This is a genomic window from Dehalococcoidales bacterium (assembly GCA_041656115.1).
Taxonomy (GTDB): domain Bacteria; phylum Chloroflexota; class Dehalococcoidia; order Dehalococcoidales; family UBA5627; genus UBA5627.
Genome location: JBBAED010000001.1, coordinates 80413 through 102379 on the forward strand (window position 1 = coordinate 80413; position 21967 = coordinate 102379).

Here is a 21967-nt window from a genome sequence, read left to right on the forward strand (position 1 = left end):
AAATACCTGAAAATAAGCAAGGGCATTTTTGGCCGTATTGACACGGGTTATTATTGCCTTTATAATCTTTGTGGAATTGGGAAATAAAATGAAAATTAAATCTGATAAAGAACCCGATCAACGAGAGAATAGATATGTTTGCGTTCAATGGGTAATGCCGGGAGTTGTCTTAGAATAAGGTAACCTCGGTTTTGTGGTGTTTACAAACCCCACGTCCCATCGGGCGTGGGGTCTTTTTATTCGGATAATCAGGAAGAGGCTGCCGATGGAAGAAATGAAAGTAGAAGCCTTTAAAGCGTTACTGGCGGAGAAGAACTTCAAGGTTTTGCGCGAAAAACTGTTGGAGACCGAGCCGAGTAATATTGCCGAATTACTTGATAATATCCCTGATGATATTGCCGTAATTGTTTTTCGTTTGCTCCCGAAACCGCTGGCAGTCGATGTTTTTGATTATATGGACGGCTCACTGCAAAACCGCTTGCTCGGCTGTTTTTCGGACCAAGCGGCGCGTACCTTCCTTGAATCGCTGCCGCCTGACGATCGTATCGAACTTTTGGATGAAGTTCCGGCAAACGTTGCCCGCAGGCTTTTACAAATACTTTCTCCCGAGCAGAAGCGTCTAACCCTCTATCTGTTAGGATACGAAGAAGGCACTGCCGGCCGTGAAATGACCCCTTATTTTGTTGATTTGCACGCCTACATGACTGTATCGCAGGCAATGGAAAGAATCCGCAAACTGGCAATCAATCGCGAAACGGTTTACGTTTGTTACGTAATGGACCGTGCCCGCCATCTAATCGGCACCGTTTCTTTGCGCGACCTTGTGGTTGCCGATCCCGAGGCACGCATTTCGGATATTATGACACCGAATCCCGAATTTGTGTTTACCCATACCGACCGGGAAGAAGTGGTTAAGATTCTGCGCGAACGTGAGCTTATTGCTGTTCCCGTGGTGGATAACGAGGAGCGGTTGGTAGGTATTATTACTTACGACGATGTTGTCGATATTATTGAAGAAGAAACAACCGAAGATATTTATCGTTTCGGCGCTGTTTCGGTTACCGAAAAGAGCTATTTTACCAGCCGTATACTGGACGTGGTCAGAAGCCGTGCGGTGTGGCTGCTGCTGCTGATTTTCGTTAACATGGTAACCGGCTCCATTATTGCGGGGCAGGAGGCCCTTTTAGGCGAAATAGTTATCCTGGCGGCGTTTATTCCTTTACTGATTGGAACCGGCGGTAACGTTGGTTCGCAATCGGCAACCGTTGTGATTCGCGGTTTGGCAACCGGTGAGGTCAACCCTAAAAAGGCGGTGGGGATTGTAATCCGAGAATCAATTGTGGGGATTGTTTTAGGTATCTTCCTCGGTATATTGGTGCTTGGAATGGCTTATTTCTTGGGGCGCAATCTGATGGTTGCGGTGGTTGTTTCGGTAACCCTGATTGCTATTGCGCTGATGGCAACCGTTGTCGGCGGTTCACTGCCTTTTATTTTCCGAACGCTTAAGCTCGATCCGGCATTGGTTTCCGCTCCCTTTATTACGACAATAATGGATATTTTCGGTGTTCTGCTTTATTTCCTGGTGGCACACCTTATACTTGCAATCTAGAAATTAACTCTTTTTGTTGGCACAGTAGTATTCGATCGCCTCGGTAAAGAATTGGGGGAAATCCTCACCGAATTTACGGAAAAATTGGGCAAAATCGGGGTGATTGCTGTAGGCTTGCCCCAGCCCGAGGACGGCTTCGTCCGAATAGTGTGCAAAGTTTTCCAACCAAATTCTCCATTCGGCTACCAGCTCTTGCACTTCTTGGCTGGCGTGTCCTTTCGACATATTCTCCCTAATAGCCATAAAGATGGCCCCGCCCTTTTCCTGTAATGCCTTAAATTTCTCTTTACCCATATTCATAACCCGCGTTTCACTGTCTTTTAGGGTTTCCTCCCCCCAGCGTTCGCGCACTTCCTGTCTGTATCTTTCGATTTGCTCGTCGCTAAAGCCTTCGTAATATTCTTTAATCGGCATATCCCGTTCTCCTTTTAAGGTTTCGATTGTTTTTTCGATTGTGGCTATCATTTTGTTGGTGCGTTCCGCTTTTTTGAGAAGCAGTATCTTTTGCGATTGCAGTGCTTCAATCGGATTAAAATTGGGGTCTGCCAGAATTCTTTTAATTTCATTTAGCTTAAAACCCAGTTCGCGGAAAAACATAATTTGTTGCAGGCGGATTACCGCTTCGTCATCATAATATCTGTAATCGTTAATATCGCGAGACCTTGGTTTTAAAAGCCCCAATTTATCATAGTAGTGCAGTGTGCGCACACTGATTCCGGCAATATCAGCCAGTTTTTTAACCGTGTAACCCATAATGCTTTAATAATAAACTATTACGTAACGTTATAGTCAAGAGGGGGGCTGATACTGTATTTAAAAAATTGACATGTTTTGGCATTACTGCGTGATATAATCACTTTAGCATAACCAAATAATCATAAAGGAGGATGATTATGTTTGACGATCTAAAGATACGTCTTAATGTCGGGATGTGTTGTTTTTATTGCAATAAATCGGTACAGCCGTGCGGACATTTCATACTTCTTAACAGAGAAAAAAGAACCAGATGTGCAGGCGGTGAAGATAAAAGATTCGGGGGTATGGCCACCTATCAGATGTGTATATCCTGTGCCAAGCAACCGATTGAAAATCACAAAATGTTCCGCGATCAACCTGTGCATTTACAACAAATTGAGAAGGACGGTCTCTTTGCTTATTTGAAGGAACTGCGAGAGACCGGAGCGATAACTCAGGATAGGGAACTAGAAGAGAAAGAGTGTAGCTTCTGCGGGGTTTTGGTTGAGGATGGCATGTCTTATATCGAACTCGAAATTCACGAAGAAATCAACTATTATCGTACCGAGGTAGTCCCGGGAACAAGGTGGATTTTGGGAATGGCGTGCGAACAATGCACCGAAAATCTCCTGTTGTGGGTTTAATCGGCGATTATTAGCCTAACTTACTTGTCTAATCTATGGGTTCTGCGTCGCATTGCACTGTCTTTAAGGCGGCGTAGTGTGAGGGAAGTTAATCTTAGAGAACTCTTTTTATTTCTTTGATGTATTCTCCGATTCGCGCTCTTCGGCTTTAACCCTCGGCTTGAGGTTAATCTCTAATTCGGCATCCAATGCGTCCGCTATTTTTTTAATCGTCGATAGTGACGGGAGTGCTCCGCCACTCTCTACCCTCGCAATACTTTCTTGCTTGGTATTTAATAAAGCTGCTAATTGTTCTTGGGTTAGCCCTTTTGCCAGCCGTAATTTAATCAGGGTTGTAGCCAGCTTGTATTGCGGTTCTAAATTCTCAAATTCTTTTCTGAAATTGGGGTCTTCCAGTAGTCTTTTTTTGTGTTCTTTCCAGTTCATTCCTTTTTCCTCTCCTAGCCAAATAGTCGGTGCGTCTTGCTGCGGCTATTTCCAACTCCGTTATCGGAACTGAGCTTGTTTTCTTGCTAAATCCGTGTAACAAAATAAACTTTTGCTTAAAATGCAAGAAATAGATGATTCGATACCGGTTTCGACCCTGTCTAATTCTTAATTCCCAAAGTTTATCTCCCAAATATCTGGCATAAGGCATCCCAAGGTCAATACCGAATTGCTCAAGCAAGTCTAACGTTCGAGCGATTTGAGCTTTGGATTTTGTGTCCTTCGAATCAATGGAACCCTCAACCGGTCGCTTACCGGACGGCGATTCATAGTATTCAATATCCCACACAGTGGCATTATAACAATATTGTTATAATATAGCAATAGGATGGTTTGAGAGGCTGATAGAGTTCGCTAAAGAAAAGTAAATAAGAAAGTGGACCCGAGGGGGTTCGAACCCCTTACCTCCTGAATGCAAATCAGGCGTTCTCCCAACTGAACTACGGGCCCAAGCAGAGGAAATAACAACAACCGTTATTATATCAATGAATGGTGGTTTTTAGCAATTTACAGAGGCTAACAGCAAAACTGCTATTGGGCGAGCAGTCTTTTAATCTCAAGCATTGCGTCAATTGCGGCAAAGTCGCCCTCTGTGATACACTGCTCTGCCTTTTTAAAGTCGGTAAAACTAATCCCCGTTAGGCGCGGTTCGATAACAATATCGGCCCTTTCAAGGCTGGCAGTGGTTGTTTGCGAGTTAATTATCCCCATATGGTTCATCATAATCGTATACATATTCGGTTTTTTTGTTTTACCTTTGTTATCGCTCGGTGCTTCATCTATTGTAACTCGCTTGTTTACATTGGGCATACGCGGCGAGACACTAACGGCGATAACTATATCGGCACCCATATCTCTGACCAAATCAACCGGAACCTGATCCACCAATCCGCCGTCAACCAAGAAACGGCCGTTGCGTTCACAGGCGGCAAATACAATCGGGACGGCAATGCTCGCCCTGACTCCCTCAATTACCGGCCCCTTATCAATAACAACTTCTTCGCCGCTTAAAATGTCGGTGGCGGTGCAAGTAAACGGCATTTTCAACTCGGAGAAGTCAATATCACCGATATAACTCTGTAACATTGCCATAAGTTTTTTGCCGCCGATAAAACCGGTTTTGGGCAGCCCGACATCAATTAGTTTCCATCTTTTCAAAAGATCAATATCCAAAACCTCTCTTTTGATTTCGGCGGCGCTCATCCCTTTGGCAAACAGCGCCCCGACAATCGCTCCGGCGCTCGTGCCGGCAATTATATCAATCGGGATATTTTCTTTTTCCAGCCTTTCCAATACCCCGATATGGGCCATTCCCCGCGCCGCCCCGCCCCCTAAGGCAATCCCTACTTTCTTCTTTTTCATACTGCTTTGTTCTTCCTACCAGAGATCTTCAATATCTTGTTGCGCTTGTTCGAAATCGTCGGCCTTGGCTCCAAATTCCTTGTACGATCCCGCACTGCCGTATTCGCGCGGCCGGAAAGCGACCGGCATTGGAACGGAATGCCCGAAAATAAGGGCCTGCTGTTTTGCGGAAAGCTTTGCCAGCACCGATTTTAACTCGCTTTTACCGGATACGCCCGATAAAACGCTATCCATATCGCGTTCGTTATCCAAAAGGCACGTGATTTTAGTTCCCAGCTGCGACATAATTTCTTCATCAATACCGCTGGGGCGTTGGTCGATAACCAGCAGGGTAACGTTATATTTGCGCATTTCGCGGGCAATCGTTCCGAAAATAGTTTTGTTAGCAATTTCACGGTTTAGGAATTTATGAGCCTCCTCAATCGTAATTACAAGCGGGATCGGCGGCTCGCTTAAACCGCTGAGGCTTTTTTCGGTTTTATCGCGGTAGTGTGAATAAATGCGCCTGGTTAAAAGGTTGGCAACCAGGATATAAGCGGTAATATCGGTATAACGCCCAAACTCCAAAACAACGTTTAAGCCGCGGCTGAGGTCTTCAATTATGCGGTTTACGGTTTTCTGTTCGGTCCGTTCCTGCATAAACGGTAAACGTTTAATCATATTGAGCCCTCTTTGCAGGTTTTGGAAGGTGCTTTCGTGGATATTTAACGAGTTTAATAACTCTTTGGTGCCTTCCGAATCGGACATTTGGGTTGTTTTTAAAAACCACTCGCTGCCGAATTTGCGTCTCATCTGGTAAATGGCTTCCACCGCCGGTTCGGTTAAGTTCAGGGTTTCGCGCAGAAGCGACATATCTTCCGGCTCGATTTCGTTATAGCCGATTCTAACGACATGGTCGGTACTGACTCCGCGTTTGCGTGAGTTTTCTTCGTCCAGTGTAAAAACGGCAACTTTAGAAGGGAAGAGCTGTTTTAAGGCCTTAACTTCACGCGTTTTTTCACTGGTACCCGCCCATCCGTATTCGCTGTGCATATCAAAAACTAAATTCACACTGGCGCTTTTTTGCAGCATTCCGATTAGCAATATTCTGGTTAGGAAGGTTTTGCCGGTGCCGCTTTTACCGAAAATACCGTTGGAACGCTTTACAAGTTCGGGCAGGTTAATACAGAGCTTTGTTTCCATATCAAGCGGGTTGCCGATATAAAAACGCTCCTTATCTTCTTTACCGAAAACAAGTTCGATATCGCTGTCTTGAGCCAGTTGTACCGTTGAGTAATGGCTGGGGATTGTTTTAACGGGTTGCGGCCCGTCTGTAATGCTTAAGGTGTCTCCGCCGATTGTTAAATAGGGCATTACCTCTAAGGTACCGAAAGTGCCGGTGCCGCATAGCACTTCGCTAATAAAAGAATCGTGGGTATCGGGCGGGGTTTGGGTTAAACTTAAATCGGTTACGCCCAATATTACCTCAGTAATCATTCCAAAGAAGCGCCGTTTACGTCCTTCGATGGTGACATAACGCCCGACAACCATATCTTCAACCGAGGTATCGGCATCAAGGCGCACTTCAACCCCTTTGTTAGTGGAGCCGGATACAACAATTCCCATTCTTTTATCTTCTGTGCTCATTGCTTGATCCTTTCGAGGATTGTCCGAAGGCGGTTAAAATCATTGCTTAAACCGGTGGCGAGGTGCTTACCGGCGGCTACCAAAAATGCGTGCTTATCTTCTTGTACCGCGCTCATTTGCCTTAAGCAGGCGGCAATCAGTTCTTCGTGTGCCAAAGTAATGTTACTGTTAAGCAGGGTATTTAAGAATTCAAACGAACGGCTGAATTCCAGTATATCCGCAGGAGGGGAGAGATAAACAAAACTATGAATGGCAACGGGCTGCTCGGGCAAATAGCGCCATATTTTAGCGTCTTTTTTAAAGCCTACCGCCAACGCCTGAAATTCACTTTTAAGGAGCTTGGCGATTTGAGGGTTGGCATTATAAAGCGCTTCTTCGCTCGTTTCGTTTTTACCCCTTGCCAACGGTTTTCGGCCCGGTTCAATTGCCTCGGTAGCGGCATTAAAAACGATTCCGTAAACTCGGTTATCTCCGCTTTGGGTTTCTACCAGCGCCCCAAGGGGCGGAAAATCATCAAGCTCATAGCATTGAGCGGCAAATCCAAGCGTGGAAGATTGAATTACCTCTCCGATTCTTTGTGTTTCTTCTTTATTCATATCAAATCCCTTTTGCCTTATTTCATCGGAAGTCTGACACCGAGCCATTTACTCTCCAGTAAAAACCAGAGCACTTCAACAATGAGGGCAACAAGAAACCAAGCGGGCATTTTAAATCTCCTTTACTCGATAGCGGCTTAGGTTACTCATATTATATTACTAATGAGACGGTTAATGCCAAGTTTAAAGAGAAATTTATCCCTTTTTAAACGTTTTACACCGGTTGGCTTCGGTTTAGTTTCTTAATCCGATATCCCAAAAGCAGTAAACCGCCGGCAATAAGCTGCGGCATCCCGGTTATTAACCATAGAGAGATTTGTCCGTTATTCAGATAATAGAAGGCGTGCACCATAAAAGCCAAAGCAACAACAACAAGCAGAATGCCGGCGTATTTTGCTTTCCAATAGGAGAGAACATAGCCGATAATGGCAAGGGCTGCCAATAAAATAAGCTGTGTTGAGGCGGATTCGCTTGATGTAATCTCTCTTGCCGCACCTTCGCTAAATAACATCACAATAAAAAATACGGCGGCAAAAAACGAAATGAACCTTCCGATATGTATGAGGGTGTTACCGAGTTTTCTACCTTCGTTAGCCTTTTTCTTTTCTATATCCATTTTGTCCTCTTACTGAAACTCTTAGCCGAGCCACTGATTTCGATATTCTTTTCGGAAAGCGATGCTTCCACCAGGGTTTGCAGATTTTGGCGGTCGGAAGCGGTGACCACCGCCTGCTCATGGGCTTCCGAGAGTGCTACCGGATACCCCTGCCCTTTGCGGCATTGGTCAAGAATTAGGGCGTGGGTCAGGCCGAGCAGTTTTTCGTTTTCGGCAATCCATGCCGGTATTTCAATCCGGGCAATCTCATCATCTGTTTTCAGATAGTAAAAGTGGATGCGGTGTTTGCCGTAGCGTTCCTGAATTTGAGAGCGGCTTATAAACAGTGCCGACCTTTCACCGTTTTCTAACAGATTTATAAATAAATCCTTATCAAGCACGCCGTCCACTGTATTGCAGGGATAAGTGTCGTTTGGATTTTCACGTCGGCATTTATCGCAATTTACGGGGTCGTAAGGGCAAACGGCGATGCGGATTGTGCCCAATACGTCCGCAGAGCGCGGGTAGCTGATATAACTTGCCAGCGCAATCTCTTTATCTGCGCTTATTTTTCGGATATCTTCCAAGCATTTAAGAAAACCGTTTTCCAAAAACTCGTTTACCGCAAATTCGGGGATGTCTTTACTCATTAGGTTCCAGCGAATCAGCGTTCCGTCGGCCAGAAGCAAAACGGGGATTTCCTCCTGAATTGAGCTTCCCAGTTGAGTTAAGTGTTTAAGTTCTTCGATATCGCGTTTAATCCCCAGTAAACTGCCCTCAATCGGAATCTCGCGGCCGCCGCTCTCCGGTGATGTCATTACCAGTTCGCTTTGATCGAAATACAATCGGGGGTTACTCTCCAAATCGGCATCGGCATTTTCCCCGTATTTAAGGATAATACTGCCGATATTAATCAAAAAATAGCGTGCCGAATAATGGCGGTCAATATCAATTTGTGAACCGTCGGCGGCAATAACGCCGAAGTTTTGCGGGGGATTTTGCGCGGTGTACTTATTATACAGGGTTTCTACCGGTTCGGCGGGCATCCAACTGATTTTCCCAGCCTCGATTTTGTTTTTTAAATCGTTAATATTTAATGAGCTGTCACAAAGCACCGACATTGCCTTGGCGAGCCGTTTTTGCCGTTCGGCAGCGCCGGTATCGATGTATTCGGTCATCTTTTCTACTTGTGAGGCAATCTTATTTAAGTCCAGCGACATTAATGCTCCTCAATATTTACAATTCTTTCTTAGTATAGTTTATTGGCTTAAACCTCTCAAGCGTTACGATTCACGGGCCGCTAAAAATCTTTGATATCCGCGGCGTAACAGGTTTTCTAGTAATGATTGTATCTAACGATTTCTTCTATGGGTTTACGGTGTTTGGTTGGTGCGCTGTCGTTGGGATAGCCGATAGGGATTAAAACAAGGGGTTCGATATGTGCCGGCAGTTTTAGCATTTCGCGTACTGCGCTTACATCAAATGCCCCGACCCAGCACGTCCCCAGCCCTAAATCGGCAGCGGCAAGAATTAAGTGGTCAACGGCAATTGCCAAGTCAATAAACGAATAGTTCGTTCCGTCTCTGCGAACCCAGCTTTCAGATGGTATTGCACAGGCGCAAATAATAACGGGGGCCTCGCTAAGCCATAATCCATGGTAAACACGTTTTAGTTCTTCTTCTTTGCCTTGGGGTTCAAAAACAATAAACAGAAACGGCTGACGGTTGCAGGCGGTGGGAGCGATTCGCGCCGCTTCGAGGATTATCTCCAGTTTTTCCTCTTCGACCGGAATCGGTTTATAAGATCGAACGCTGTATCTCTTTTTAATAACTTCCGCAAATTCCATTTTCGCCTCCCGTTAACCAATCCAACACTTGCTATTATAACAAACGTCGGATGAAAAGAGATATCTTCCCATAAATGTTATAATGCAAAAATCATATTATTGGGTTTGGTTTAATTGATGTTTGCGTTGCTGTTGACCGTAGTCGGCACTTCTCTTTCCGGGGTGATTGCTCCGGGGCCGATGTTTGCGGTTACAATTACCAAAAGCTTTAAATCTCCTTGGGCGGGGACTCTAATGGCGCTTGGGCATGCGGTGGTCGAGGTTCCCCTGATAATTTTACTCTACTTTGGCCTTTCCCATTTTTTTGAAAATACGGTAGTCCAGTTTGTTTTCAGTATCCTTGGCGGCGGGGTCTTGATATGGCTGGCAATCGGGCTTCTAAAAACCCCAAATGAAATCAAAGACGGCGGCAGGGATATCCGTTACGGGGCCTTTACGGCGGGGATTATTATGACCGGCCTTAATCCCTTTTTTATAATGTGGTGGGTAACCGTCGGTGTTTTGCTACTTATTAAGTTTATGGCGTATTGGGAGATAGTTGCCGTTGGTCTTACGGTATTTATTATCGCCCATTGGTTTTGCGATCTTATCTGGCTTTCTTTTGTTTCGGCGGTGGTTTACAAAACCCATAATATGTGGGGGGCGACCGTTCAGGCATTGGTGTTTATTGTGGCGGGGCTACTGATGGTTGGGTTTGGAGGGTGGTTTATTATCTCCGGTTTCCGGCTCTTATTTTAACCTTTAATTGTTATCTGTTTTGGGGGTTACGCACCATTCGCACTCCGTATCACACGGCTCAATATGAATAACGGCATTTATATTCTGCAGTTTTTCTTTTAAGCTGTTTTCCAAAAGGTCGCATACGTCATGCGCTTCTTCAACGTTAAGCGTACGGTGCATTACCAAATGCAAATCAATAAAGCGGCGGTTGCCCGATTTACGCGTGCGTAAGGCGTGGAAGCCGACAATCAGGTGTTTATTTTCTTCAAGCACTGATTTGATAATATCAATCTCATCTTTCGGCAGGGCGGCATCCATTATGCCGGGGAAGGATTCTTTAAAGGTCGTAATTGCGGTCTTTAGGATTAACAGCGCTACCAATAACGCAACGATTGAATCCATGATTGTTAATTTCGTGATAAGTACAAGTAAAAGCCCGACAAGTACAGCGATTGAACTGTAAACATCGACCATCATTTCGCGAGCGGTAGCTTCAAGTGCCAACGATTCGTGTTTGCGCGCCACTTTAAGCGCATATCCGGCAAACACAAAGTTGATAATAACGGCGGCGGCGGTTACATAGATGCCAACCGCAACCATTTCGATTTCTCCGCCGGAAATCATGCGGTCAATCGCCTGATAGGCAATTAAGCCTGCGGCGGCAAAAATAAAAAGCGAAATAATAGTACCGGCGATATTTTCGGCTTTGCCGTGTCCGAAGGCATGCTTTTTGTCGGGCGGTTTAGCCGAAACCCTGATGGCAATATAGCCGATAATGGCTCCGGAAAGGTCAATCAGACTATGAAAAGCGTCGGCGCGGATTCCGATACTGCCTGTTATAAAACCGGCTATCAGCTTCATTATAATTAATGCACTGATAACAACAATGGCCAAACGAGAAACGTTTTTCGTCGTCGATAACATCGCCGGAAATCCTTTTTGGAATTATACGGGATATAAAAACCCGTTTATGTATTTTGCTGTTTGGTTTTAAATAAGGGCATCCAGCTTATAAAGCGGCGCCATTCTTTTTTCTCCCAAACCACCAAAAGCGAAGTGGCAACGAATAAAGAGTTGTAAGTCCCGGCGAGAATACCGACCAATAGCGCCCAAGCAAAGCTGTCGATATTGGAACCGATAAAAAGCATTAAGGCCAGTACGGTCATTGTGGTTGTTAAGCTGGTGTTCATACAGCGTGCAAAGGTTTGATTAACGCTGTTGTTAACCGTTGTTTCAAAATCGGCGCCTGGGTTGGCTTTAACGTTTTCACGAACCCGATCAAATATAACAACAACGTTATTGACGCTGTAACCGATAACCGCAAGTATGCCGGTGATAAACATCAGGTTGACTTCGATATGCATTATTATTCCGAGAATAGAGAATATTCCCAGTACAATCAGGACATCGTGCAATAACGCAATTACGGCACAAACGCCGTAACGGAACGGTTTAGGCATGGCACGGAAAGCCCACGTAATATAAGCCATCACGCCGAGGGCTGCCAGTATTAAACCGACAAGGGCAACTTTAGCGGTGCCGATGGCGGTTTCGGGCGGAATATCTTCAAAACCTTTTTCGGTAAACGCGCCGAATTCGGCGGTTAGGGCGGTTTTAATTGTTTCTTTTTCGGCGGCGTTTAATTTTGCCGTACGAATAATAAAATCTCCGCTTGAGGCGCTTTGCACAACGGCCGTGCCGTAACCGATATCGGCAAGTTTGGCTTCCAAATTCTCAATCGCAACCTGTTTTTCAAAATTGACTGTAAGGCGTGAACCGCCGGAAAAATCCATACCGATATTTAATCCCGCCGTTAGCAAGAAAATAATGCTAATTAGCAGGGCGGAGACGGAAATCGCAAAAAACAGGAATCGTTTTTTAATAATATTAATCATTGTAAGCCTTCAGTTTCCTTTCGGTATAAGGAGTGAAAAATTGGGTCTTTTTCGATAATGCGGTTCCGATAAACATCTTTAACAACGAGTGCGAAACCGTTATTGCCGTAAACATACTGACACAAACGCCGATAAAGAGCGTCAAGGAAAACCCTCTGACCTGAGCGCCTCCAACGGTGCTGCTGCCGACCCAGAACAGGATAATACAAACAAGCAGGGTGGTAATATTGGAATCTTTAATTGCCGACCAAGCGCGTTTAAAACCCGACTCGGTAGCGGCGCCAAACGACCGCCCCATTTGTAATTCCTCTTTCATACGTTCAAAGATCAAAATATTGGCATCCACCGCCATACCGATCGACAGAACAAAACCGCCGATACCCGCCAGTGTCAGCGTTACCGGTATTAACTTAAAGATTGCCAGCACTATAACAACGTAAAACATTAGTGCCAACGAGGCGACAATGCCGGGAACACGGTAGTATAAACACATAAAGAGCATAATAAGGATTAAACTTAATACACCTGCCGTTAGGCTTAATTTAACGAAGTCGGAGCCTAATGTCGGGGTTACCGTTTCTTCGTAGATTACTTCCAATGATACGGGCAATCTGCCGGCATTGAGCTGTTTGGAAAGCGTCATCGCCACATCAACCCCTAATCCTTCGATTTGCCCTCTTTCGGTGATTACCGATTGAATTGTCGGCGCTATCATCGTCCCGCTTTCGGTTAAAAGCGGTTTATCGTTTTCAAAGATAGCCAATTGTTTGCCGATTAAACGGGTTGTGATTTGTTTGGATAATTCACTGCCGGTTTCATCCCATTCGAATACTAAGAAAATCTTACCGAATTGGTCTTTCTGAACGGAGGTATTACTTTTAAAATAACTACTGGTAAGGGCGAGTGTTTCGCCGTTTATTGTCCCAGTCGCCGGAACCCACTGATCTTCTCCGTCTACTTTTTGCAGTTCTCTAAACTCAAGGAGGGCGGTATTCCCCAAACTCGCTTTTTGAGCGTCGGTTAAGCTCACTCCGGGGATTTCCACCACTATTTGATTATCTCCCTGGATTTCAACCGACGATTCGGTGACCCCCAGAGGGTTAATGCGGTTTGAAATTACATTGGTAACACCCTTCATAATCTCGGATTCGGTTCCCGCTTCCACTGAGGAGAGATCCGCTTTGAAAACGAGATAAGTGCCCCCTTGTAAGTCGCGCCCCAGCGAAACACCGCGTTTGCCTAAAACTCCGTTATCAAGAGGAAAGACCACAAAGGCTGCCAGTAGGAAAATCACCAGTAAAACAGATAAACCGAAATAGAGAGATTTGTTTTTTGTCATTTATTTAACCCGCATTAATAACATTGTGTGAAAATTAAATTTTTATAAATTCCCTAGATTATACACTATTTTAACAAAAAAAGAATTCTTTTAAGATTTAGCTCTTAAAAACCCTCGTATGTAATCCAATGCCCCGATTCTGTCCGCTATTTCTCCCGATGCCTGCGCTTCCCTGACGGTTTCAAGGAGTTCGCCTATCTGCGGCCCCGGCGTAAGACCGAATTCGCGCATAATTTCATTGCCGTTAATTATGGGCGGCAAACTGATTTTACTTTCTTGTTCTTGATGTTTTTGAAGAATATATTTTACGGCAGCGGTATGCTGTTTCCAATTTTCGATATCGAGTGTGGGGCCGCGCGCCGCCAAATGATCTGCCAGGGTAAAATAAAGGGTATCGATAGCTACGTCCCCAACATCGCGGAAATAACGGTAGATGGCATGGTCGGTAACAATCCCCATTTGCGTCATTTGAGTCGGGCGCAAGTGATGCTTGGTAATCTTTTCGACTATTTTGGTTTCCTTATTGCTAAAACGTAAGCGTTCCATTATTTCAAAAACCATCGGGGCGCCTTCTTTGGGGTGTCCAAAGAAACGAATCCTGCCGTTTTCGTCAATAAACTTCATTTTCGGTTTGGCAATATCATGCAGCAGGGCGGTTAGCTTGAGCAAAATCAGCCGCGTGCTTGAGCCGCCGACCTTTGCGTTAAAATAGCTTTCCGTTTCCGCCGATTGCGGTACGAAATGAATTGCTTCACTGTTATATTCCCATTTTTCTTTTCCGAGAATATGCCCGATGGCGTCAATTGTTTTAACGGAATGGATAAAGACATCCCAATAATGTTCGCTCGGTTGCTCTAAGCCTTTGGAGGGGATAAGCTCCGGTATAACGGCGCTGACAAGCCCCAGTTCTTCCGTGTAAAGGAACAAATCCCCCGTTTGGGGCAGTGCCAGCAGTTTAAGCAGTTCTTCCCTTATTCTTTCTCCGGAAACGCTGCTTATGAGTTGGCATTCTTTTTTTATCCTTGTTTCCGTTTCGGGCTCAATCTTAAAGTTTAATTCGGTTGCCAATCTTACAGCCCTTAAAAGCCTGAGCGGGTCTTCTTGAAAAGATTTAGCGCTAACCGCTCGTAAAACCTTTTTAGCGATATCGCCAAGCCCGTTGAAAGGGTCGATAATATCCGAACCGCTTATCTTGCTGCCGGCAAGCTCCAGCGGAACGGCCATTGCATTGACGGTAAAATCACGCCTTAATAAATCGTCCGTTAAGGTATTTTTAATTGCTGATATATCAACGTGGTATAGTTTGCCTGTTTTTGTATCCGCCGGCATAATGCGGGTGGTTCTGTTTTCTTTATCGAAAGGAACATATTTCCCGTTTAGCAGTTCGGCTAGCTTGGGGGCAGATTCCTGTGGGTCGGCATCGGTTATAATATCAATATCATCAATCGGCCTCCTCAAAATGCCGTCACGTATCACCCCGCCGACAAGATAGCCCCGGATATTATTCTCTTTGAGGCAGTTTGTGATTATGCCGAGCGTGTGAGAAAGCGCTTGATTTACGGTGAAGCTGTATTGTTTATTACCTGATGCGGTCATAAGCAAACTATACATTATAAATATAAATGTACGCAAGAAAAGATAAAGCGCCGAAGTATGTTGCAGGGGGTTATTTTACATTTTGGATTTAATGCGCCAAAACCGCGTGTTTTCTCTAAAGCATTCCCAGCGGGTCAACGTCGATAATCCAGCCTTGGGGAATGTCTACTTTTGAAAGTAGAGCATGCAGTTTGCGTCCCCTTAATATTATTTGCCAACGATATCTGCCGCGCAGCCTTTGAATAAAGGCGGGGGCCGGTCCTAAAATATCAATCCCGAACATTCCGGAAGCCTCTGTTTCCAAAAGGAGCTGTTTTTTCATTTGCCCGGCTTCTCTGGCACAAATCGTGTCGTTAACATGGGTATAGGTCATCTTGATTAAATCGGAAAAAGGCGGGTTTTTGAGTTCTCTTCTGTATTCTATTTCTTGGTCATAAAAGGCTTTATAGTCGTGGTTTACGGTGGCCTGTATGGCATAGTGTTCGGGGGTATAGGTTTGAATAACAACCTTTCCCTCTGCTTCACCGCGTCCGGCGCGCCCCGCCACTTGCGAGATTAATTGAAAGGTTCTTTCCCCGGCCCTGAAATCAGGTAAATTCAATCCTGTATCGGCAATTATAACGCCGACCAGTGTCACGTTCGGTAAATCCAATCCTTTAGCGACCATTTGCGTACCGATTAAAATATCGGCCTTACGGTTTTTAAAACTCTCCAAGATATCTTTATGAGCGTCTTTCTTTTTGGTGCTGTCGCTATCCCAGCGCAGGGTTTTGGCATTGGGGAAAACAATTTTTGTTTCCTGTTCCAATTTCTGTGTTCCCAGCCCCAAGTATTTGATTCGCGTACTGCCGCACACCGGGCAGGTCTTGGGTGGTTGTTTTCTGTAATTGCATTGGTGGCAAAGCAGGGAATCGCCGTATGAGTGATAATTTAAGCTGACATTACAGTGGGGGCATTGAAGGATTTTACCGCAATCGCGGCATTGCACAAAGGTATTTGTACCGCGGCGGTTAAAAAAGAGAATAACCTGCTCCCGTTTTTCGAGTGCGTTATTTATTTCGGATACCAAAAGGCGGCTGAATATGCCGCTGTTACCGGCTTTTAACTCTTCTCTTAAATCAACAACCTCAACCTTTGGCAGTGGAGAACCCTCGTTGGGGGTGACCCTTTCCGGCATCTCTAAAAGCTTGTACTTTCCGTTTAAGGCCTTAAAATATGAGGTTACATCGGGGGTGGCACTGCCCAAAACTACGGTTGCTTGAAACTGTTTGGCAATTTCTAAGGCAACATCTCTGGTATGATAGCGCGGCGAGTTATCTTGTTTGTAGGTCCACTCATGCTCCTCATCTATAATAATCAGGCCTATTTGTGGTTGCGGGGCAAATATTGCGCTGCGCGCCCCGATTACAACATCAAACTCACCGTTTTGGATTTGGTGCCATTGGTCAAATTGTTCGCCCAGTGAAAGTTTACTGTGCATAACAGCGACACGGTAGGGGAAACGTGAAGCAAACCTTTCAATTGCTTGCGGGGTTAGCGCAATTTCGGGAACCAGTACTATCGCCCGTTTCCCCAGCTTAATCGCCTCGGCAATCGCATGCATGTAAACCTCTGTTTTACCGCTGCCGGTTACTCCGTGCAGTAAAAACGTATTGCTTTCAGGTTTAACAAGGCTCTCGCGGATTGCCTCAAAAGCAATTTGTTGCCGCGTTGTCAGTTTTAACGGTGCGGATTGTTGGATATCGTTATATGAAAACGGCTGCCGTTTAACATCCGATTCCTGAATCCGAATAAGACCTTTTTGCGCCAAGGTTTTGATTGCTTCGGTTTGGCAATTGGTTTGCTTGCGTATTTCCGCCAGTGTTGCGCTGCCGGTTTCCGTTAAAAATTCAAGGATTTGGGCTTGCCTGACGGCTCTGCCGGCGTACAAACGCCGTATCTCTTCCTGGGCGGTTACTTTATCAACCGCCGGTTCGGCAATCAGCTCTTTTTTGGGTTTTATTCTTACCGGTGCCGTTTCGTATTTCTTGTTAATTAAATTACGTGCCGCCAACTGCCCGATAACCGTGCGCGCGAGCCTAATCCCAAGCAATTTTTCAAGTTCCTTAACCGGTGTTTGGTCTTGTTTCTTTAAAAAATTAACAGCTTCCGTTTGCGGTTTGGTAAGGTTTGAGACGGTATCAATATCAATATCGTCGGCAAATTGGAGATAGGTAATTGTTCTTCGTTCAAAGCCGGGGGGCAGCATTGTAGCCAGCGCGTCAAAAAGGGGGCAAAGATAGTACTCGCTAATCCGGCGGGCAAGTTCCAATTGTTGGGGCGAAAGTATTAGAGGCGGTTCTGCCGCTCTGTTGATATCACGGGTTTCGTTAACGGCGGGAATTTTACCGACTGAAATAACTATGCCTTGCAGTGTTTTACTGCCGAAAGGAACCCAAACGGCTTGCCCCGGAGAAATCTCCATCCCGTCGGGAATAGAATAGCTGAACGTTTGATTGTAGTAGATCGGTGAATTAACACAGACTTCGGCGTAAGACAAAACGCGCTCCCATTAAATGATACGGAGGTCAATTATGTTAATAAAAACGGCAGGTCTCGTATTTTTTGGAAACCTGCCGCTTTATTACTTTATTGTACGCGTCTTTCTTTGATACGGGCGGCTTTACCGCTTAAGTTGCGCAGATAGTACAACTTGGCTCTTCGCACTCTTCCGTGCCGTGTAACCTCAACCTTGGCAACCAGAGGAGATAAGAACTGGAAGGTTCTTTCCACCCCGACACCGTGCGTTACACGTCTGACGGTAAAGCTGCCGCCATCGGCTTTGCGGCATATTTTGATAACCAGGCCCGTAAATATCTGGATACGTTCCTTGTCGCCTTCCTTGATACGGTTATGTACTTTGACGGTATCACCGGGAGCCAACTCGGGAATATCCGGGTTGTGTTTAATTTCTTCAATTAGTGATTTAACATTCATTATTAATAGAACTCCTTAGCCCCTTAATTAAAACATTATCGGAGAAATTTTTCAAGTTTATTATGTACGAAGAAACGCGCCAATTATTTCCACTCTTTTTTGGGTGGTTTTTTCGCTTTTTCTTTTATTTTTAACGGTTCGGCGGGGTCGATTCCGGCTTTGTTCAGCAGTTCGGGACGCCGCTTGGCGGTTTTTAAGATTGATTGTTCGCGGCGCCACTTGGCAATCTCGCCGTGATTTCCTGAAAGTAATATTTCGGGGACTTCCAAACCCTTAAAAACAGCCGGTCTGGTATATTGCGGGTATTCCAATAACCCGTCGGAATGGGAATCGTCTTTAGCGGATTCCTCGGAACCGAGCACACCGGGGATAAGCCTGGTTACCGCGTCTACAATTACCAAGGCCGCCGGTTCTCCGCCGCTTAAAACATAATCCCCGATACTGATTTCGTCGGTTGCCAGGTTGGTGTGTACGCGCTCGTCAATCCCTTCGTAATGTCCGCAGATTATAATCAGCCGGTCGTATTCGGCCAGCTCCTTGGCAATTTCCTGCGAAAAAAGCCGCCCTCGGGGGGTGGTTACTATTATTGATAGCTTTTTATTTTTATCTTCCGCCCCGATAATATTTTCAACCGCTTCGAAAATCGGCTCCGGCTTCATTACCATACCGGCGCCTCCCCCGTAAGGGTAGTCGTCCGTAACATGGTGTTTGTCATAGGTGTAATCGCGGATATTCCAAACGTTAAAATCAATTATTTGGTTGCTAACGGCGCGTTTAAATATCCCTGTTGCCGCAAAATCTTCAAACATTTGAGGGAAAAGCGTCATTATGTCGATTCTCAATCGGTTTCTCCGTATCAATATTGTTAGGTGTAATCCGTCGTTTGCCGCGGGGGCGGACGAGCTTTATTTTACCATAAAAAGATTTATAAGAAAGAATTATTGATTAATTTTCAAAAAAAGGTTCTAAAGTATTGACAAATAGAGGTCTGAATGTAGTAGAATGGTAAAAAGTGGTAGAAAGTGGGGGAAAAAGGGAAGGTTTAAACCCTTTGTGGGGCTTGGGTGGGGGAAAATAAAAAAACGTAGTAAACAGAAGGTTAGTTAACATGTTTTTTGGCGAGTTCGGATACAGAATGGATGAGAAAGGCAGGATTCCCCTGCCGCCGCGTTTTAGGGCGCAATTGAAAGACGGGTTGGTTTTAATCCCCGGCGTAGACAGTTGCATCACGGCGTATACCATGCCCGAATGGGCAAAAATCTCCGAATCGCTTAACAGCAAAAACGGGATAACCCCCAGTAGGCTTAGACAGCTAAACAGGGCCTTGTTCTCCAATGCTTTTCATCTCAATGTTGACGGACAGGGTAGGATCAGCTTACCGGTGCAGTTAAGAGAGCACGCCGGAATTGAAGAAGAAGTAATTGTGGTCGGTGCCAACAATTATTTGGAATTATGGAATAAGGTTGCTTGGGAAAACGAAAAGGCCAGCAGCCGTGAAAAAATGTGGGATATTATCGAAAGCATGGAAGAGAACAGAGAGGCCGATAGGTGATGAGGTCGTATAAAGTACATGTTCCCGTTATGCTGCAAGAGGTTATCGACGGCTTAGCCGTACAACCCGGCGGGCGTTACATTGATTGTACCGCGGGAACCGGCGGACACTCCGCCGCAATAATGAAATACAGTTCCCCGGGCGGTCAGCTTTTGGGGATTGATGCCGATCCGATTGCGGTTGAGGCGGCACGCAAAAGGCTTGTCGGTTACGGTAATTCCGTTGTAATCGAAAACGATAACTTTGTTAATCTGGAAAAGGTTTGCAATAAATATGAATTCAAGCCGGTTCACGGCATATTATTGGATCTCGGCATTTCTTCGTTGCAACTCGACAGAAGCGGCCGGGGTTTCAGTTTCCAGTATGCCGCACCTTTGGATATGAGATTTAGCCCCGAGCAAGAGGTTACGGCGGCTGATATCGTTAATACTTATTCCGAAGAGGAACTGGCACGTATAATCAGAAACTACGGTGAAGAACCGAGAAGCAACCGAATTGCCGGGCGCATTGTCAGCGAGCGTCCGTTTACGACAACCGTAGAGCTGGCCAAAACAATCGAACGCGCGGTCGGGTTTAAAAGGGGCAAGATTCATCCGGCAACAAAAACGTTTCAGGCGTTAAGGATTGCGGTTAACGATGAACTCGCGCACCTTGAACAAACCTTAAAACAAGCCGTTAACCTGTTGGGTTACGGCGGCAGGCTGGTTGTAATTACCTATCATTCCCTTGAGGACCGTATCGTAAAGCAGTTTATGCAGCACGAAGCCAAAGATTGCATCTGTCCGCCGGAAGCGATGGTTTGCAATTGTTTACATTCGGCTGTTTTGAAGTTGATTAATAAAAAAGTAATTACTCCTTCTCTGGAAGAAATAAGCCAAAATCCGCGCAGCCGCAGTGCCAAGCTGAGAATTGCCGAGCGCACCGAGGCCCGTTTGGAGCAGGGCGGGATAGAGGAAAAGAAATCCAATCCTTGTAAAAACGATAACTTTTGGCAAAAACCTTCGATGATGAAGGATGTTTGTGACGTTCTTTAACTTTGTAAATCAGTACTGCCATGATCTCTGATAACGGGGGTCCGGTGTATGGGAAAAATAAAAATAAAATAACTAATAAGTAAATAAAAACAAGGAGAGGAGGAACCAGATGAGTAAACGATCTATAATAGCTTCGATTGATGTTGGCACTACTAAAATCTGCACCACCATTGCCGAAACAACCGGTAACGGTGATGTTTATGTTGTCGGTGTTGGGATTACCCCTTCAAGCGGTTTGCATAAAGGGTTAGTTGTCAATATAAACGAAGCCAAAGAGGCGATTCGAAGTTCGGTCAGAAAGGCGGAGCAGTCCTGCAATTATAAGATTGAGTCGGCATACGTCGGCGTTACAGGCAGGCATGTGGATTCGGTAAATAATACAGGGGTGGTGGCGATAACCCGCAATGACAGGCTGGTTAGGCCGGATGACTTGAAAAGGGTCCTTTCGAGCGCTCAGGGGATTAAAGTCCCCAATGACAGAAAACTTTTACATGTGATTCCCCGCGGCTACTCCGTCGACGGACAGGCGGGCGTCAAAAACCCCGTCGGTATGTACGGCTACAGATTAGATGTCGAAACACATATTATTACTGCTGCCGCAACATCAATTCAGAACTTGGTCAAATGTGTCAGAGGCATCGGCCTTGATATCGATGACCTGGTGCTTGAACCGTTAGCTTCCGGTGAAGCCGTTCTCTCGGAAGATGAAAAGCAGGTCGGTGTCGTCCTTGCCGATATCGGCGGCGGTACAACCGATATTTGTATCTTTAAAGACGGCAGTATTTGGCACAGTGCAATCTTACCGGTTGCCGGTTATCAGCTAACGCGCGATATTGCTATCGGTCTCGGGTTACCGTTCGAGGTTGCCGAAGAAATGAAGCGCCGCTACGGTAGTGTTATGCCGGTCTATGAAAGCAAGATTAATGCCAACAGCCCGATTTCAGAAGACGGACACGGCGTTTCCTATAACGACCTGTGCGATATTATCAGAGCCAGAGTTGAAGAAATTTTAAGACTTACCCTCCTTGAGATGCCCGGATCGGATTATGAGTCGCTCGTACCGGCAGGTTTGGTACTTACCGGCGGCAGCTCTAACCTCTCGGGGATTGAGGTTCTCGGACGCGATATCTTAAAACTCCCCGTTAGAGTAGGGTTACCCAACCGTGTATCCGGAATTACGGATTCACTTAACGATCCTGCATACGCAACAAGCGTCGGGTTGCTTTTGTGGGGCGCCAAAAACCAGAATACCAAAAAATGGAAGGGCAACTGGTTTAAGGACAGAATGAAACAAGTTACCAGCAAGCTGGTACAAATATTTAAATAAAATTAAGAATATAAGAAGGGTAGGAGGAT

Annotated in this window: 21 protein-coding genes and 1 tRNA gene; 6 read left to right on the plus strand and 16 right to left on the minus strand. The window is 45.5% G+C overall.

Annotated elements, in window-relative coordinates; genetic code table 11:
* Positions 1 to 265: 265 nt before the first annotated feature.
* Positions 266 to 1609 carry a magnesium transporter gene (mgtE, locus tag WC958_00380; protein ID MFA5628711.1) on the plus strand — a complete coding sequence of 448 codons (1344 nt, stop codon included), beginning with the start codon at positions 266 to 268 and terminating at the stop codon, positions 1607 to 1609.
* Positions 1610 to 1612: 3 nt separating this feature from the next.
* Here the strand turns inward: mgtE and WC958_00385 are convergent, their stop codons facing one another.
* Positions 1613 to 2362, minus strand: coding sequence for a MerR family transcriptional regulator (locus WC958_00385; protein ID MFA5628712.1), 750 nt, complete (start codon positions 2360 to 2362; stop codon positions 1613 to 1615).
* A 140-nt stretch (positions 2363 to 2502) separates the two neighbouring features.
* On the opposite strand from WC958_00385, the gene WC958_00390 reads away from it, so the two are divergent.
* Complete coding sequence (locus WC958_00390) at positions 2503 to 2988, plus strand: hypothetical protein (GenBank protein MFA5628713.1); 486 nt, start codon at positions 2503 to 2505, stop codon at positions 2986 to 2988.
* 108 nt (positions 2989 to 3096) lie between these two features.
* On the opposite strand, the gene WC958_00395 is transcribed toward WC958_00390, so the two are convergent.
* From WC958_00395 to WC958_00430, 8 genes are all read right to left on the minus strand, one after another.
* Entirely contained in the window at positions 3097 to 3414 is a 318-nt protein-coding gene (locus WC958_00395) for a helix-turn-helix transcriptional regulator (GenBank protein ID MFA5628714.1), read from the minus strand.
* A 437-nt stretch (positions 3415 to 3851) separates the two neighbouring features.
* Positions 3852 to 3924: transfer RNA gene (locus WC958_00400), tRNA-Ala, on the minus strand.
* An 81-nt stretch (positions 3925 to 4005) separates the two neighbouring features.
* Positions 4006 to 4836 (minus strand): patatin-like phospholipase family protein, encoded by an 831-nt coding sequence (locus WC958_00405; GenBank protein MFA5628715.1) that lies wholly within the window; start codon positions 4834 to 4836, stop codon positions 4006 to 4008.
* 15 nt (positions 4837 to 4851) lie between these two features.
* Positions 4852 to 6462: an ATP-binding protein gene (locus WC958_00410; GenBank protein MFA5628716.1), complete on the minus strand. Its 1611-nt coding sequence runs from the start codon at positions 6460 to 6462 to the stop codon at positions 4852 to 4854.
* Complete coding sequence (locus WC958_00415; protein MFA5628717.1) at positions 6459 to 7058, minus strand: hypothetical protein; 600 nt, start codon at positions 7056 to 7058, stop codon at positions 6459 to 6461. Before WC958_00415 ends, WC958_00410 begins: the two co-directional genes overlap by 4 nt.
* Positions 7059 to 7272: 214 nt before the next feature.
* On the minus strand, positions 7273 to 7674 hold the full coding sequence (locus WC958_00420; GenBank protein MFA5628718.1) for a hypothetical protein: 402 nt from the start codon (positions 7672 to 7674) through the stop codon (positions 7273 to 7275).
* Complete coding sequence (locus tag WC958_00425) at positions 7665 to 8873, minus strand: DNA double-strand break repair nuclease NurA (GenBank protein MFA5628719.1); 1209 nt, start codon at positions 8871 to 8873, stop codon at positions 7665 to 7667. The genes WC958_00420 and WC958_00425 overlap by 10 nt, the downstream gene beginning before the upstream one ends.
* Positions 8874 to 8989: 116 nt before the next feature.
* Positions 8990 to 9499, minus strand: a complete 510-nt coding sequence (locus WC958_00430) for a nitroreductase family protein (GenBank protein MFA5628720.1) — start codon at positions 9497 to 9499, stop codon at positions 8990 to 8992.
* A 117-nt stretch (positions 9500 to 9616) separates the two neighbouring features.
* Here WC958_00430 and WC958_00435 point away from each other — a divergent pair, with 117 nt between their 5' ends.
* Positions 9617 to 10237, plus strand: a complete 621-nt coding sequence (locus tag WC958_00435) for a LysE family transporter (GenBank protein ID MFA5628721.1) — start codon at positions 9617 to 9619, stop codon at positions 10235 to 10237.
* Positions 10238 to 10240: 3 nt separating this feature from the next.
* On the opposite strand, the gene WC958_00440 is transcribed toward WC958_00435, so the two are convergent.
* From WC958_00440 to trmD, 7 genes are all read right to left on the minus strand, one after another.
* A complete protein-coding gene (locus WC958_00440; GenBank protein MFA5628722.1) occupies positions 10241 to 11143 on the minus strand; it encodes a cation diffusion facilitator family transporter in 903 nt (300 codons plus the stop codon).
* Between the two features lie 44 nt (positions 11144 to 11187).
* Positions 11188 to 12114, minus strand: coding sequence for a protein translocase subunit SecF (secF, locus tag WC958_00445; GenBank protein MFA5628723.1), 927 nt, complete (start codon positions 12112 to 12114; stop codon positions 11188 to 11190).
* Positions 12107 to 13453: a protein translocase subunit SecD gene (gene secD / locus WC958_00450; protein ID MFA5628724.1), complete on the minus strand. Its 1347-nt coding sequence runs from the start codon at positions 13451 to 13453 to the stop codon at positions 12107 to 12109. Before secD ends, secF begins: the two co-directional genes overlap by 8 nt.
* Positions 13454 to 13543: 90 nt before the next feature.
* Complete coding sequence (locus WC958_00455) at positions 13544 to 15049, minus strand: HD domain-containing protein (protein MFA5628725.1); 1506 nt, start codon at positions 15047 to 15049, stop codon at positions 13544 to 13546.
* 115 nt (positions 15050 to 15164) lie between these two features.
* Positions 15165 to 17588: a primosomal protein N' gene (gene priA, locus WC958_00460; GenBank protein MFA5628726.1), complete on the minus strand. Its 2424-nt coding sequence runs from the start codon at positions 17586 to 17588 to the stop codon at positions 15165 to 15167.
* A gap of 89 nt (positions 17589 to 17677) precedes the next feature.
* Positions 17678 to 18025 carry a 50S ribosomal protein L19 gene (rplS, locus tag WC958_00465; GenBank protein ID MFA5628727.1) on the minus strand — a complete coding sequence of 116 codons (348 nt, stop codon included), beginning with the start codon at positions 18023 to 18025 and terminating at the stop codon, positions 17678 to 17680.
* A gap of 83 nt (positions 18026 to 18108) precedes the next feature.
* Positions 18109 to 18867, minus strand: a complete 759-nt coding sequence (trmD, locus tag WC958_00470; protein ID MFA5628728.1) for a tRNA (guanosine(37)-N1)-methyltransferase TrmD — start codon at positions 18865 to 18867, stop codon at positions 18109 to 18111.
* Between the two features lie 266 nt (positions 18868 to 19133).
* Here trmD and mraZ point away from each other — a divergent pair, with 266 nt between their 5' ends.
* From mraZ to ftsA, 3 genes are all read left to right on the plus strand, one after another.
* Entirely contained in the window at positions 19134 to 19577 is a 444-nt protein-coding gene (gene mraZ / locus WC958_00475; GenBank protein MFA5628729.1) for a division/cell wall cluster transcriptional repressor MraZ, read from the plus strand.
* Positions 19577 to 20611, plus strand: coding sequence for a 16S rRNA (cytosine(1402)-N(4))-methyltransferase RsmH (gene rsmH / locus WC958_00480; GenBank protein ID MFA5628730.1), 1035 nt, complete (start codon positions 19577 to 19579; stop codon positions 20609 to 20611). Before mraZ ends, rsmH begins: the two co-directional genes overlap by 1 nt.
* Before the next feature lie 109 nt (positions 20612 to 20720).
* Positions 20721 to 21938: a cell division protein FtsA gene (gene ftsA, locus WC958_00485; GenBank protein MFA5628731.1), complete on the plus strand. Its 1218-nt coding sequence runs from the start codon at positions 20721 to 20723 to the stop codon at positions 21936 to 21938.
* The last annotated feature ends 29 nt before the right edge of the window (positions 21939 to 21967 follow it).

What these genes read in the sequence shown, in the direction of transcription:
- WC958_00410 (MFA5628716.1), bottom strand. Translation starts at nt 6,462, where the DNA reads ATGAGCACAGAAGATAAAAGAATGGGAATTGTTGTATCCGGCTCCACT.
- WC958_00430 (MFA5628720.1), bottom strand. Translation starts at nt 9,499, where the DNA reads ATGGAATTTGCGGAAGTTATTAAAAAGAGATACAGCGTTCGATCTTAT.
- WC958_00420 (MFA5628718.1), bottom strand. Translation starts at nt 7,674, where the DNA reads ATGGATATAGAAAAGAAAAAGGCTAACGAAGGTAGAAAACTCGGTAAC.
- WC958_00390 (MFA5628713.1), top strand. Translation starts at nt 2,503, where the DNA reads ATGTTTGACGATCTAAAGATACGTCTTAATGTCGGGATGTGTTGTTTT.
- ftsA (MFA5628731.1), top strand. Translation starts at nt 20,721, where the DNA reads ATGAGTAAACGATCTATAATAGCTTCGATTGATGTTGGCACTACTAAA.
- mgtE (MFA5628711.1), top strand. Translation starts at nt 266, where the DNA reads ATGGAAGAAATGAAAGTAGAAGCCTTTAAAGCGTTACTGGCGGAGAAG.
- rplS (MFA5628727.1), bottom strand. Translation starts at nt 18,025, where the DNA reads ATGAATGTTAAATCACTAATTGAAGAAATTAAACACAACCCGGATATT.
- WC958_00455 (MFA5628725.1), bottom strand. Translation starts at nt 15,049, where the DNA reads ATGACCGCATCAGGTAATAAACAATACAGCTTCACCGTAAATCAAGCG.
- secF (MFA5628723.1), bottom strand. Translation starts at nt 12,114, where the DNA reads ATGATTAATATTATTAAAAAACGATTCCTGTTTTTTGCGATTTCCGTC.
- mraZ (MFA5628729.1), top strand. Translation starts at nt 19,134, where the DNA reads ATGTTTTTTGGCGAGTTCGGATACAGAATGGATGAGAAAGGCAGGATT.
- WC958_00405 (MFA5628715.1), bottom strand. Translation starts at nt 4,836, where the DNA reads ATGAAAAAGAAGAAAGTAGGGATTGCCTTAGGGGGCGGGGCGGCGCGG.
- WC958_00395 (MFA5628714.1), bottom strand. Translation starts at nt 3,414, where the DNA reads ATGAACTGGAAAGAACACAAAAAAAGACTACTGGAAGACCCCAATTTC.
- WC958_00435 (MFA5628721.1), top strand. Translation starts at nt 9,617, where the DNA reads ATGTTTGCGTTGCTGTTGACCGTAGTCGGCACTTCTCTTTCCGGGGTG.
- WC958_00440 (MFA5628722.1), bottom strand. Translation starts at nt 11,143, where the DNA reads ATGTTATCGACGACGAAAAACGTTTCTCGTTTGGCCATTGTTGTTATC.
- WC958_00415 (MFA5628717.1), bottom strand. Translation starts at nt 7,058, where the DNA reads ATGAATAAAGAAGAAACACAAAGAATCGGAGAGGTAATTCAATCTTCC.
- WC958_00385 (MFA5628712.1), bottom strand. Translation starts at nt 2,362, where the DNA reads ATGGGTTACACGGTTAAAAAACTGGCTGATATTGCCGGAATCAGTGTG.
- rsmH (MFA5628730.1), top strand. Translation starts at nt 19,577, where the DNA reads ATGAGGTCGTATAAAGTACATGTTCCCGTTATGCTGCAAGAGGTTATC.
- WC958_00425 (MFA5628719.1), bottom strand. Translation starts at nt 8,873, where the DNA reads ATGTCGCTGGACTTAAATAAGATTGCCTCACAAGTAGAAAAGATGACC.
- secD (MFA5628724.1), bottom strand. Translation starts at nt 13,453, where the DNA reads ATGACAAAAAACAAATCTCTCTATTTCGGTTTATCTGTTTTACTGGTG.